Annotated in this window: 13 protein-coding genes; 10 read left to right on the top strand and 3 right to left on the bottom strand. The window is 67.2% G+C overall.

The annotated features are described in order from the left end of the window. Positions 1-41: 41 nt before the first annotated feature. Entirely contained in the window at positions 42-899 is an 858-nt protein-coding gene (gene prmC / locus C1932_RS03820) for a peptide chain release factor N(5)-glutamine methyltransferase (RefSeq protein ID WP_108761292.1), read from the bottom strand. Positions 900-1,252: 353 nt separating this feature from the next. Here prmC and ahpC point away from each other — a divergent pair, with 353 nt between their 5' ends. The 5 genes from ahpC to C1932_RS03795 all read left to right on the top strand — a co-directional run bounded on the left by ahpC (position 1,253) and on the right by C1932_RS03795 (position 6,220). Continuing rightward, a complete protein-coding gene (gene ahpC, locus C1932_RS03815) occupies positions 1,253-1,816 on the top strand; it encodes an alkyl hydroperoxide reductase subunit C (RefSeq protein WP_107229920.1) in 564 nt (187 codons plus the stop codon). Between the two features lie 224 nt (positions 1,817-2,040). Continuing rightward, positions 2,041-3,633, top strand: coding sequence for an alkyl hydroperoxide reductase subunit F (gene ahpF, locus C1932_RS03810; protein ID WP_108761291.1), 1,593 nt, complete (start codon positions 2,041-2,043; stop codon positions 3,631-3,633). 87 nt (positions 3,634-3,720) lie between these two features. Continuing rightward, a complete protein-coding gene (locus C1932_RS03805) occupies positions 3,721-4,686 on the top strand; it encodes a LysR substrate-binding domain-containing protein (protein ID WP_108752239.1) in 966 nt (321 codons plus the stop codon). A gap of 122 nt (positions 4,687-4,808) precedes the next feature. After that, positions 4,809-5,213, top strand: coding sequence for a nucleoside diphosphate kinase regulator (gene rnk / locus C1932_RS03800; protein WP_108752238.1), 405 nt, complete (start codon positions 4,809-4,811; stop codon positions 5,211-5,213). A 50-nt stretch (positions 5,214-5,263) separates the two neighbouring features. After that, positions 5,264-6,220, top strand: a complete 957-nt coding sequence (locus C1932_RS03795) for a transaldolase (protein WP_108761290.1) — start codon at positions 5,264-5,266, stop codon at positions 6,218-6,220. A 538-nt stretch (positions 6,221-6,758) separates the two neighbouring features. Here the strand turns inward: C1932_RS03795 and msrA are convergent. After that, complete coding sequence (gene msrA, locus C1932_RS03790) at positions 6,759-7,424, bottom strand: peptide-methionine (S)-S-oxide reductase MsrA (RefSeq protein ID WP_199912023.1); 666 nt, start codon at positions 7,422-7,424, stop codon at positions 6,759-6,761. Positions 7,425-7,454: 30 nt separating this feature from the next. Then, the gene (locus C1932_RS03785; RefSeq protein ID WP_108761288.1) at positions 7,455-7,718 is read right to left on the bottom strand and encodes a DUF2007 domain-containing protein; all 264 of its coding nucleotides are present in this window, start codon (positions 7,716-7,718) and stop codon (positions 7,455-7,457) included. Between the two features lie 146 nt (positions 7,719-7,864). On the opposite strand from C1932_RS03785, the gene C1932_RS03780 reads away from it, so the two are divergent. From C1932_RS03780 to rlmM, 5 genes are all read left to right on the top strand, one after another. Further along, positions 7,865-9,613, top strand: coding sequence for a glutamine--tRNA ligase/YqeY domain fusion protein (locus tag C1932_RS03780; protein WP_108761287.1), 1,749 nt, complete (start codon positions 7,865-7,867; stop codon positions 9,611-9,613). A gap of 43 nt (positions 9,614-9,656) precedes the next feature. Continuing rightward, positions 9,657-10,304 (top strand): hypothetical protein, encoded by a 648-nt coding sequence (locus tag C1932_RS03775; RefSeq protein WP_108761286.1) that lies wholly within the window; start codon positions 9,657-9,659, stop codon positions 10,302-10,304. A gap of 30 nt (positions 10,305-10,334) precedes the next feature. Continuing rightward, entirely contained in the window at positions 10,335-11,072 is a 738-nt protein-coding gene (locus tag C1932_RS03770) for a DUF6348 family protein (protein WP_108761285.1), read from the top strand. Between the two features lie 96 nt (positions 11,073-11,168). Next, positions 11,169-11,729, top strand: coding sequence for a nucleoside deaminase (locus tag C1932_RS03765; RefSeq protein WP_108761284.1), 561 nt, complete (start codon positions 11,169-11,171; stop codon positions 11,727-11,729). Then, positions 11,713-12,780, top strand: coding sequence for a 23S rRNA (cytidine(2498)-2'-O)-methyltransferase RlmM (gene rlmM / locus C1932_RS03760; RefSeq protein WP_108761283.1), 1,068 nt, complete (start codon positions 11,713-11,715; stop codon positions 12,778-12,780). Before C1932_RS03765 ends, rlmM begins: the two co-directional genes overlap by 17 nt. The last annotated feature ends 51 nt before the right edge of the window (positions 12,781-12,831 follow it).

Here is a 12,831-nt window from a genome sequence, read left to right as displayed (position 1 = left end):
CTCCGTGGTGGTGCCCTGCCGCTGGCAGGAGAACCCCCATTCTAGGCCGGTCGCCGCCCCAGGGTGACCCGGTCGCGCTGTTCAAGGTCCTGCGCGGTGCTTACCTCGGCCAGGCCGGCGGCGTCGAACAGCGCGCGGATGGCCGCGCCCTGGTCCCAGCCGTGTTCGACCAGCAGCCAGCCTCGGGGCTGCAGGTGCGCGCAGGCGCCTTCGGCGATGGCGCGGATGTCGTCCAGGCCATCCACGCCCGACGCCAGTGCCGTGGCCGGTTCGAAGCGCAGGTCGCCCTGCTGCAGGTGCGGATCGTCGCTGGCGATATAGGGCGGATTGCTGGCGATCAGGTCGAAGCGCGCGCCCTGCAGCGGCGCATACCAGTCACGCCCACCTTCGGCGAAGCGCACGTTGCGCAGTTCATGGCGCGTGGCATTGCGCGCGGCGACGGCCAGTGCGGCAGTACTGGCGTCGGTGGCCAGCACCTGCGCCTGCGGCCGTTCGCTGGCCACGGCCAGGGCAATCGCACCGCTGCCGGTGCCGAGGTCGGCTACCTGCAGGGCGCGGTCCAGCGGCAGGCGCTCCAGCGCCAGTTCCACCAGCAGCTCGGTTTCCGGGCGCGGGATCAGGGTAGCGGCGTCGACGTCCAGATCGAGGGTCCAGAAGCCACGGCGGCCGGTCAGGTAGGCCACCGGTTCACCGGCCATGCGGCGGGCCAGCAGCGCCTCGAAGGCGGCCTGTTCAGCTTCCGGCAGCGGATCGGTGGCGTGGGCGAACAGCCAGCTGCGCGGGCGCTCCAGCACGTACAGCAGCAGCAGTTCGGCCTCGTGGCGGGCGTCGAGGCCGCCAAGCCGGGCGCTGGCCGCGGCCACGACCTGGCGCAGCGAGGATTCGGATTCAAAGGACATGCCGCAATTGTAGAGTCGAGCTTGCTCGACTGCTTCGGCAATGCAGTCGAGCATGGATCGACTCTACAAGGCAAAAGCAGTCGAGCAAGCTCGACTCTACAAAGCGGGGTTCGTTCAGGTTACCCGGGCCGGGATAAGGAAGGGCTATCAGGCCCACGCTGCCGGCTCAGGAAATTTTCCTTTATATACAGATAGTTGCATTACGACTAGCGTCCAACTGGCAAGCTGCCCATTGAATTTCAATAGATCGCATCTATTGAATAGATGAAATCAATGCATTGTTCTTATCGATGCGGAATCGGTAACCTAGCTCCTGTCGATTCACCCACTCCCCTTCACCCAGAGGAAAAACGATGTCCCTGATCAACACTCCGATCCAGTCGTTCGAAGCCAATGCCTACCACAACGGCGAGTTCATCAAGGTTTCCGACAACAGCCTGAAGGGCCAGTGGTCCGTCCTGATCTTCATGCCGGCCGCCTTCACCTTCAACTGCCCGACCGAGATCGAAGACGCCGCTGACCATTACGCCGAATTCAAGAAGGCCGGTGCCGAGGTCTACATCGTCACCACCGATACCCACTTCTCGCACAAGGTCTGGCACGAAACCTCGCCGGCCGTGGGCAAGGCCCAGTTCCCGCTGGTGGGCGACCCGACCCACAAGCTGACCCGCGCCTTCGGCGTGCACATTGAAGAAGAAGGCCTGGCCCTGCGCGGCACCTTCATCATCAACCCGGAAGGCGTGATCAAGACCCAGGAGATCCACTCCAACGAGATCGCCCGTGACGTGGCCGAGACCCTGCGCAAGCTGAAGGCCGCCCAGTTCACCGCCGCCAACCCGAACCAGGTCTGCCCGGCCAAGTGGAAGGAAGGCGAGAAGACCCTGACCCCGTCGCTGGACCTGGTCGGCAAGATCTAAAGCGCTACCGGCCTGCGCTGGCCCCACGCCAGCGCGCGCCCTTCATCCCCGTGCCGGCCCCACGCCGGCGTGGGGGTGAACCCAAGACAGCCAACGCACGCCAGCCTTGGCCAGCCAGCCCCTTCCACGGTCGCTGTCTTGGGTTCACCCCTACCCCCCCTGCTGGTCCGCTACCTTCTACAGCGGTGCCACGCCCACGCTTTGCCTGAAACCAGGAGAGAACCATGTTGGACGCCAACCTGCAGTCGCAGCTGAAGACCTATCTGGAACGCGTGACCCGCCCGATCCAGATCACCGCGCGCGCCGACGATGGCGCCAAGTCGCAGGAAATGCTGGAACTGCTGCAGACCCTGGAAAGCCTGTCGGACAAGATTTCGCTGCAGGTGCTGCGCGACGGCCAGGGCCGCGTGCCCTCGTTCGACCTGGGCACCCCGGGCCAGGACATCCACCTGACCTTTGCCGGCCTGCCGATGGGCCACGAATTCACCTCGCTGGTGCTGGCCCTGCTGCAGGTGGGCGGCCATCCGTCCAAGGCCACCGCCGAGCTGATCGAGCAGGTGCAGAACCTGGAAGGCGAGTACAAGTTCGAAACCTACTTCTCGCTGTCCTGCCAGAACTGCCCGGACGTGGTGCAGGCGCTGAACCTGGCCGCCGTGCTCAACCCGCGCATCCAGCACGTGGCCATCGACGGTGCGCTGTTCCAGGAAGAAGTGGAACAGCGCGAGATCATGTCCGTGCCCACCGTCTACCTCAACGGTGAAGTGTTCGACCAGGGCCGCATGACCCTGGAGCAGATCGTGGCCAAGCTGGACACCAACGCCGGCAAGCGCGATGCCGAGAAGATCGCCGCCAAGGACGCCTTCGACGTACTGGTGGTGGGCGGTGGCCCGGCCGGTGCCGCAGCGGCCATCTATGCCGCGCGCAAGGGCATCCGTACCGGCATCGCCGCCGAGCGCTTCGGTGGCCAGGTGCTGGACACCATGGCCATCGAGAACTTCATTTCGGTGAAGGAAACCGAAGGCCCGAAGCTGGCCACGGCGCTGGAACAGCACGTGCGCGAGTACGAAGTGGACATCATGAACCTGCAGCGCGCCAGCGCGCTGGTGCCGGCCGGTGAAGACGGCCTGGTGCAGGTGCAGCTGGAAAATGGCGCGGTGCTGAAGTCGCGCTCGGTCATCCTGTCCACCGGCGCGCGCTGGCGGCAGATGAACGTGCCGGGCGAAGACCAGTACCGCAACAAGGGCGTGGCCTACTGCCCGCACTGCGATGGCCCGCTGTTCAAGGGCAAGCGCGTGGCGGTGATCGGCGGCGGCAATTCCGGCGTGGAAGCAGCCATCGACCTTGCCGGCATCGTGTCGCATGTAACGCTGCTGGAGTTCGATGCCAGCCTGCGTGCCGACGAAGTGCTGCAGAAGAAGCTGCGCAGCCTGGGCAACGTGACCGTGCTGACCAGCGCGCAGACCACCGAAGTGCTGGGCGATGGCAGCAAGGTGACCGGCCTGGTCTACAAGGACCGCGTGGGCGGCGATTCCCACCGCGTCGAGCTGGAAGGCATCTTCGTGCAGATCGGCCTGCTGCCCAACACCGAATGGCTGAAGGACAGCGTGGCGCTGTCGCCGCGCGGCGAGATCGTGATCGACGACCGCGGCCAGACCAACGTGCCGGGCGTGTTCGCCGCCGGTGATTGCACCACGGTACCCTACAAGCAGATCATCATCGCCATGGGCGCCGGTTCCACCGCGGCACTCAGCGCCTTCGACCACCTGATCCGCTCGTCGGTGAGCACCGGCAGTGGTGCGGTGGCCGAAGCGGCCTGATCCACCGTTCCCAGCCCACCGGGAACATCGTTAGCCTGCTGGGTCGACCATGCCGACCGCCGGTCCGTTTTCCCTGGGGTCTGAAGGATGAACCTACGCGATCTGAAGTACCTGGTGGCCCTGGCCGATCACAAGCATTTCGGCCGGGCTGCCGCCTCCTGTTTCGTCAGCCAGCCCACGCTGTCCACCCAGATCCGCAAGCTGGAGGAAGAGCTGGGGCTGCCGCTGGTGGAACGTGCGCCACGCAAGGTGATGCTGACCCCCGCCGGCCAGGAAGCGGCCGCGCGGGCGCGGGTGATCGTGTCCGAAGTGGAGCAGTTGAAGGAAGCGGCGCGGCGCAACCGCGACCCCGAAGCCGGCACCGTGCGCCTGGGCATCTTCCCCACCCTGGGGCCGTACCTGCTGCCGCACGTCATTCCGCGCATCCGCAGCCGCTTCCCGGAACTGGAACTGCTGCTCGTGGAAGAAAAGAGCGACGTGCTGCTGGAGCGCCTGCGCGATGGCAGGCTGGACGCGGCGCTGCTGGCACTGCCGGTGGTGGACGACCAGCTGCATGCCGAATTCCTGTTTGAAGAGCCGTTCCTGCTGGCCGTTTCCGGCCGCCATCCGCTGGCCCGCCGCGAACACATGGATGTGCAGGAACTGGCCACGCAGAAGCTGCTGCTGCTGGAAGACGGCCATTGCCTGCGCGACCAGGCACTGGAAGTGTGCCGCCTGTTCGGCGCCAACGAGAAATCCGAATTCCGCGCCACCAGCCTGGAAACCCTGCGGCAGATGGTCGCCGCCGACGTGGGCATCACCCTGCTGCCCAGCCTGTCGGTGCAGCCGCCGGTGCCGCGCTCGAGCAACATCCGCCTGATCGATTTCGTCGGCGAAGGCCGGCCCAGCCGCCGCATCGCCATGATCTGGCGGCGCAGCTCGGCCATGCATGGCTTCCTGATGGACCTGGCCGAACAGTTCAAACAGCTGCCGCAGGCGCTGTTCACCCTGGACGACCAGGGCGTGCCGGCCGGCGAAGCGCCGGTGGTGGCGCAGCCGCTGCTGAACGGCTGAACCCCGTCGAACCTGCCGCGGCACGGCCGGGAGTCGATTCCGGCCACATTTGTCCCCACAATAGTCCCAGGCGGCGCTCGAAGCGCCGCCTTTTGCATGGTTTTCAACCAAGGAGCACCACCATGAACACCGCCAGCGGCCTGCCGCCGTCGATCACCGTTTCCAGCTTCGACATGGACCGCCTGGAGGCCATGCTCGATTCCCCCGCGCTGAGCCAGACGCCTGCCGCGCTCGCGCTTTCCCAGGAACTCAACCGGGCCACCGTGCTGGCGCCGGATCAGATTCCCGAAGGCATCGTGATGATGCATTCGCGCGTGGAGTGCGAAGATGAGGTCTCGGGCGAGAAGCACGTCCTGACCCTGGTCTTCCCCCGCGAAGCCAATGTCGATGAAGGCAAGGTGTCCGTGCTGGCCCCGGTGGGCAGCGCCCTGCTGGGCCTGGCCGTTGGCCAGAGCATCGACTGGAACGCCCCCGGCGGCCGCAAGCTGCGGCTGCGCGTGACCGCGGTCCACAACGACCGCCCCTGAAACCCGCTGCGCACCGCGCGCGATCCGATTTCCCTGCACCAGGAGCCGTAATGAGCAACACGTCCAAACTGTCCCAGCTGCGCGAACTGTCGGTGGTCGTTGCCGATACCGGTGACTACGACGCGATCAAGCGCCTGCAGCCGGTGGATTGCACCACCAACCCGACCCTGGTGAAGAAGGCACTGGACCTGCCGGTCTATGCCGAGCTGATCGAGCGCGAACTGGCCTGGGGCCGCCAGCAGAACGGCGACCGCGAAGCCGTGGTGCATGCCGTGGCCGACCGCCTGACCATCGGCGTGGGCGCCCTGCTGAGCACCCTGGTGCCGGGCCGCGTGTCCACCGAAGTGGACGCCGACCAGGCCCACGACACCGCTGCGACGGTGGCCAAGGCCCGCCAGTTCATCCAGATGTACGCCGACGCCGGCGTGCCGCGCGAAAAGATCCTGATCAAGATCGCCGCCACTTGGGAAGGCGTGGAAGCGGCGCGCATCCTGCAGGCCGAAGGCATCGACTGCAACCTGACCCTGATCTTCAACCCGACCCAGGCGCTGGCCTGCAGCGAAGCCGGCGCGTTCCTGATCTCGCCGTTCGTGGGCCGCATCCTGGACTGGTACGTGGCCAACGGCCAGACCCCGGCCAGCATCGACGAAGACCCGGGCGTGAAGTTCGTGCGCGGCGTGTATGCCGAGTTCAAGCGCCGTGGTTCGCCGACGGTGGTGATGGGCGCCTCGTTCCGTTCCACCGCACAGATCGAAGCGCTGGCCGGCTGCGACCGCCTGACCATTTCGCCGGACCTGCTGGAAAAGCTGGACGCCGACCACGGCGAGCTGCCGCGCAAGCTGGTGGCCGGTGCGGCCGACGGCGTGGCGGTGACCCCGATCGACGCGGCGAAGTTCGCGGCCGACCTGGCAGCGGACCCGATGGCCACCGAAAAACTGGCCACCGGTATCGACGCCTTCGCCAAGGACCTGCAGGCGCTGCGCGAGCGCATCCGCTCGGAACTCTGATTCCAGCCAACGGCTGAGCCCCTCGTGGCGGGGGCTGGGTTCGGTAGAGTCGAGCTTGCTCGACTGACCGCTGGAACAACAGCCGCGCTGGGTCGGGCGGGTTGGGTTCGCGGGAGACGCCGCGAACCCAACCCGCCCGCCCTCTGACAGTTTCCGGTGGCCGCCCGCCACGGAAGAAAGAAAGAAGAGCAAACGCGGGTGGCGCGCTGCGCTTGCTCGCAGTCGAGCAAGCTCGACTCTACGGGGCAATGCACGATCAAAGAAAAAGGACGCGGCGAAAGCCGCGTCCTTTTTCTTTTCCATCAGTTCGTCACCAGCCCACTGCTCTTGCCCACCGTCACCGGGAAACTGTCGAAGACGGGACGGGGGCGGCTGGCAGGACCGCAGGCGCCATGGATGGCGCCTACGAGCCCCCATGGATGGGTTCACGGCGTGTCCTGCCAGCCGCCCCCGCCCCGCCCAACCATCAGCAACCCAGAGCCGCTTTGGCTTTTGACGTTGACGTTGACGTTGCCCGCCGCAGGCGGACCTCCGCGCGTCAGCGCGGCGCCTCCACATCCAGCCCGATCGGGCAGCTCACGCCGGTGCCGCCAATGCCACAGTAGCCGTTCGGGTTCTTCGCCAGGTACTGCTGGTGGTAATCCTCGGCGTAGTAGTACGCCGGTGCCGGGTACACGATCTCGGTGGTGATCGGCCCGTAACCGGCCGCCTCCAGCTGTGCCTGGTAGGCCTCGCGGCTGGACAGCGCGGCGGCGTACTGCGCCTCGCTCGTGGCGTGGATGGCCGAACGGTACTGGGTGCCGGTGTCGTTGCCCTGGCGCATGCCCTGGGTCGGGTCATGGCTTTCCCAGAACAGCTGCAGCAACCGCTCCAGGCTGACCACCGCCGGATCGAACACGACCTGCACCACTTCGGTGTGGCCGGTCAGGCCCGAACAGACCTCTTCGTAGGTCGGGTTCGGGGTGATGCCACCGGCATAACCCACCGAGGTGCTGTACACGCCCGGCTCGCTCCAGAACTTGCGCTCGGCGCCCCAGAAGCACCCCAGCGCGAAACGGATCTGCTGCAGGCCGGCGAAGCGGTCCTTCAGCGGATGGCTGTTCACGAAGTGCTGGTTGCTGTGCAGCGGCAACGGCTGCTCGCGCCCCGGCAATGCCTCTTCCGCACGCGGCAGACGCTGCTTGAAGGCCCCGATGCCGAGGATGCCCTGGCCAATTCCCAACATGATGCGCTCCTACGCCGGCTGTCCGGCCCAATCGTCTGCATCGGAAATGGGGTCGGCCGGGCCCTGGCCCAAGTCCAGCCCGGCCACGATGTCTTCGGCCTGCGGCCGCGCCGCATCGGGAATGCCGACCCGCAGCACGCCGAACAGCGGCAGCTCACCCATGCCGCCCAGCAGCGATTCGCCGAACACGAAGGCGGGAATGCCTGCTTCTTCCAGCGCGTGCTTCACCAGGTGGGCGTCGAACAGGTTGTCGGCCTTGTACACGATGTGCATGGGGCAGCTCCTCGGGGCAGGGTTCCAGCATACGCCCGGGGCCTGAATCGCGCCGCTGCGCCCGCCGGGCATGGCGGCAAACCCCGGCAGCCCTGGCCGGTACGCGCTAGACTGTTGGTCTTTCTGCCCTTTTTCGCCCCAGACTCATGTCCGAGCACACCCCCGCCAGCCCCGAGACCCCCGCCGACAGCCACGAGAAGCGCGATTTCATCCGCCAGATCGTGCGCGAGGACCTGGCCAGCGGCAAGCACCAGGCGATCAAGACCCGCTTCCCGCCCGAGCCGAACGGCTACCTGCACATCGGCCATGCCAAGTCGATCTGCCTGAACTTCGGCCTGGCCGGTGAGTTCAGCGGCGTGTGCAACCTGCGCTTCGACGACACCAACCCGGCCAAGGAAGACCCCGAGTACGTGGCCGCCATCCAGGACGACGTGCGCTGGCTGGGCTTCGAGTGGAACGAGCTGCGCCATGCCTCGGACTACTTCCAGACCTATTACCTGGCCGCCGAGAAGCTGATCGAACAGGGCAAGGCCTATGTCTGCGATCTGTCGGCCGAGGAAGTGCGCGCCTACCGCGGCACCCTGACCGAGCCGGGCCGCCCGTCGCCGTGGCGCGACCGCAGCGTGGAGGAAAACCTCGACCTGTTCCGCCGCATGCGTGCCGGTGAATTCCCGGACGGCGCGCGCACCGTACGCGCGAAGATCGACATGGCCAGCGGCAACATCAACCTGCGCGATCCGGCCCTGTACCGCATCAAGCACGTCGAGCACCAGAACACCGGCAACGCGTGGCCGATCTACCCGATGTACGACTTCGCCCATGCCCTGGGCGATTCCATCGAAGGCATCACCCACTCGCTGTGCACGCTGGAATTCGAAGACCACCGCCCGCTGTACGACTGGTGCGTGGACAACGTCGATTTCGCCCATGACGATGCGCTGACCCAGCCGCTGGTCGACGCCGGCCTGCCGCGCGAAGCGGCCAAGCCGCGCCAGATCGAGTTCTCGCGCCTGAACATCAACTACACGGTGATGAGCAAGCGCAAGCTGATGGCGCTGGTGACCGAACAGCTGGTGGACGGCTGGGAAGACCCGCGCATGCCGACCCTGCAGGGCCTGCGCCGCCGTGGCTACACCCCGGCCGCGATGCGCCTGTTCGCCGAGCGCGTGGGCATCAGCAAGCAGAATTCGATGATCGATTTCAGCGTGCTGGAAGGCGCCCTGCGCGAAGACCTGGACAGCGCCGCGGCGCGTCGCATGGCGGTGATCGACCCGGTGAAGCTGGTGCTGACCAACCTGGCCGAGGGCCACGAAGAGCAGCTGACCTTCAGCAACCACCCGAAGGACGAGAGCTTCGGCAGCCGCCAGGTGCCGTTCGCACGCGAAATCTGGATCGACCGCGAGGACTTCGCCGAAGTGCCGCCCAAGGGCTGGAAGCGCCTGGTGCCGGGCGGCGAAGTGCGCCTGCGCGGCGCCGGCATCATCCGCTGCGATGAAGTGATCAAGGATGCCGATGGCACCATCACCGAGCTGCGCGGCTGGCTGGATCCGGAATCGCGCCCGGGCATGGAAGGCGCCAACCGCAAGGTGAAGGGCACCATCCACTGGGTCAGCGCCGTGCATGGCGTGCCGGCGGAAATCCGCCTGTACGACCGCCTGTTCTCGGTGCCGAACCCGGACGACGAATCGGAAGGCAAGACCTACCGCGATTACCTGAACCCGGAATCGCGCCGCACCGTCACCGGCTATGTTGAACCGGCCGCGGCCAGCGCCACGCCGGAACAGTCGTTCCAGTTCGAGCGCACCGGCTACTTCGTCGCCGACCGCCGCGACCACACCGAGGCCAAGCCGGTGTTCAACCGCAGCGTGACCCTGCGCGACACTTGGTCGGCCTGAGGAACCGCGCGGGCGCCAGGACGGCGCCCGCATGCCCGCGACAATGACCGCCGCCCCCTCCGCCCTGCTCTGGTTCCTGTCCCAGCACCCGTTGCTGGCGTTGCCGGTGCTGATGGCGCTGGCCGGGCTGCTGTCGTGGTGGCTGCGCACGCCGCTGTACTTCATCGCCATGTTTCCGCTGGCGATGCTGAACGTCTTCCTGGGTTCGTTCGTCAACGCGGCTTGGCTGAACGCGATCGGCGAGCGTGGCGAGGCGGTGATCGTCAAGGCCGAGGAAACCAGTTCCACCCTCAACGACCGCTCTATCTGGCGTTACGAGGCGGTGGTGCACACCGCCGATGGCCAGGATGTGGACGTGGTGTTCCATACCAACACGATCTCGCTGTGGCCGCTGGAAAACGCGATCCGCATTCCGGCGCAGGGCCAGCCTTTCGTGGTGAAGTACGCGCCGGGCTTCCCGCGCAGCATCGTGATCCTCAGCAACGAATCGCCGCATGGGATTGCCCAGTCCCGCGCACGCGCACGCGAGCGGGTGGAGGTGGCCGCGCGCAGGCTGCATTTCAGCCCCGGCAACGAGCGCTTCCGCGCCGATTACCGCCGCGAGCTGGACACCTGGCTGCGCGACCATGGCGATGACCCGCAGCAGCAGGCACAGGCGCAGCGCTACCGCGACGAACGCGAAGCGCTGTGACCGCTGCCCCCTTTCACTGACAGGCCTGACATGACCGCTACCGCCAACCCGTTTCTTCCGCTGCTGATGCAGGTCCTGCACGGCCGCGACATTGCCTGTACCGTCGACGGCACCGAGCTGGTGCTGGACAGCGGCCTGCGCCTGGTCGCGCACGGCGTTGCGTCGAACGCCCGCGACAATGGCGGCTGGCAGACCTCCACGGTGATCGAGGCACGCCATCCGGAACTGTTCGCTGACGGCCTGTTCGAGTACCAGCACGCCGCCGGCGACAGCGAGCAGGATGCAGTGCTGTCCGGCTTCGAAAACTGGGTGCGGGTCGACCTGGCCACCCTGCAGGCGGCCATCGGCGCCGACGATGCGCCGGAGCTGCAGATGCTGACCCTGCGCTACCCGGCCGAGGAAAACGGCACGGCGCTGGCGCGCGCGGTGGTGCTGGGGCCGCTGGCCCACTACCGCAGTGAACCCCGCGATGGAACCGCCGCCTGCAGCGAGGACGACCACGGCTCCTGCCCCTGCTGCCTGTTCACCCAGAGCCTGGAGGCGTTCAACGATCTGCTGAAGACCCGCCAGTTTCTCGGCATCCGCCTGTTCGCCTCGCGCGATGCCGACGGCCAGTGCGAGGCCGACTGCCGGGTGAACGGCCATGATTTCCCCGCCGCCCTGCCCCTGCTGCGCGCCTACGCTGCGCGCTGGCCGCAGGCCGGGCTGGAGTTCCGCAAGCAGTACGTGGTGGTCCGCACCGACACGGACGCCGAAACCGACGCCTGATCCCGCGCCGACACCCCCGCTGCATGCCGCTGCGGCTACACTGCGCGCCGGCTGTTGTTCCTGCCCCACCTTTCCACCCTACGAGGCACCCCCGCGATGCTGTACGCGCAAGTCCACCTGACCCTTCCCGCCTGGATCCACGACCAGATCGACCTGGATCGTCGCTATCCGGGCGACGAGGCCAAGGTCGCACTGGCGATCGAGCTATCGCGGCTGAATGTCGAACACGCCAGTGGCGGCCCGTTCGGCGCCGTCGTGTTCGGCCCCGATGACAAGGTGATCGCCGCCGGTGTGAACCGCGTCGTGCCGCACGCCACCTCGCTGGCGCACGCCGAGAACATGGCCTACATGCTGGCCCAGCAGCGCCTGCAGACCCCGCGCCTGAACGCGGTGCTGTCGCCGGTCACCCTGGCCACCAGCTCGCAGCCGTGCTGCCAGTGCTACGGCGCCACCGTGTGGGCCGGCATCGACCGCCTGCTGATCGGTGCCAGCTCGGCCGACGTGGAAGAACTGACCCCGTTTGACGAAGGCCCGCTGCCGGCCGACTGGGTGGGCGAACTGAACAAGCGCGGCATTGAAGTGGTGCAGGGCCTGAACCGCGAAGCGGCGCGCGGCGTGCTGCGTGCCTATGGGGAAGCCGATGGCACCCGTTACTGAGACCGGTATCGGCCTGCTCTGCCTGTGCCGGCAGGGCTTCGAACCCGAGCTGGCCGGCGAGCTGCAGCACCGCGCCGGCCAGGCCGGTTTCGCCGGCTATGCACGCACCCAGCGCAATGACGGCTACGTGCTTTTCATGTGCGACGAAGCTGCCGCGCTGGCCCCGCGCCTGCCGTGGCGCGAACTGATCTTCGCGCGGCAGAAGCTGGTGGTGCTGGCCGAGCTGCCGCTGCTGGACCCGAGCGACCGCATCACCCCGATGCTGGAGGTGCTGGCCGATGCGCCGCGCTTCGGCGATCTGTGGGTGGAACACCCCGATTCGGATGCCGGCAAGCCGCTGTCCGGCCTGGCCCGCGCGTTCGGCAATGCGTTGCGCCCGGCGCTGCGCAAGGCCGGCAAGCTGACCGACAAGCCGAACCCGCGCCTGCCGCGGCTGCATGTGGTCTTCGTCGATGGCACACATGCGTTCGTCTGCGTGGCCGACCCGGCCGACAGCGCGCCGTGGGCGTTGGGCATTCCGCGCCTGAAGCTGCTGCCGGAAGCGCCGTCGCGTTCGGCGCTGAAGCTGGACGAGGCACTGCTGACCCTGCTGGCACCGGACGAGCGCGAGGCGCTGGTGAAACCGGGCATGCGCGCGGCTGACCTCGGTGCCGCCCCCGGCGGCTGGACCTGGGTGCTGACCCGCCAGCACGTGCATGTGCTCAGCATCGACAATGGCCCGTTGCGCCAGCACGTGCTGGACACCGGGCTGGTCGAACACCTGCGCGCCGACGGCTTCCACTGGCACCCGGACCAGGCGCTGGACTGGATGGTCTGCGACATGGTCGAACAGCCGCGCCGCGTGGCCGAACGCATGGCCACCTGGTTCCGCGAAGGCTGGTGCCGGCACGCGATCTTCAACCTGAAGCTGCCGATGAAGAAGCGCTGGGACGAGACGCGGTTGTGCCTGGACCTGTTCCAGGAACAGGCGGGCAAGCCGCTGGTGGTACGGGCCAAGCAGCTGTACCACGACCGTGAAGAGATCACGGTGCTCGCCTCGCCGCTGCGCTGAAGCGCACACAGCGCGGTGGGTAGGTGCCAACCTTGGTTGGCACAACCTCGG

The sequence above is a fragment of the Stenotrophomonas sp. YAU14D1_LEIMI4_1 genome, from assembly GCF_003086815.1.
Lineage (GTDB): Bacteria > Pseudomonadota > Gammaproteobacteria > Xanthomonadales > Xanthomonadaceae > Stenotrophomonas.
This window is presented reverse-complemented; position numbering and strand designations above follow the sequence as displayed.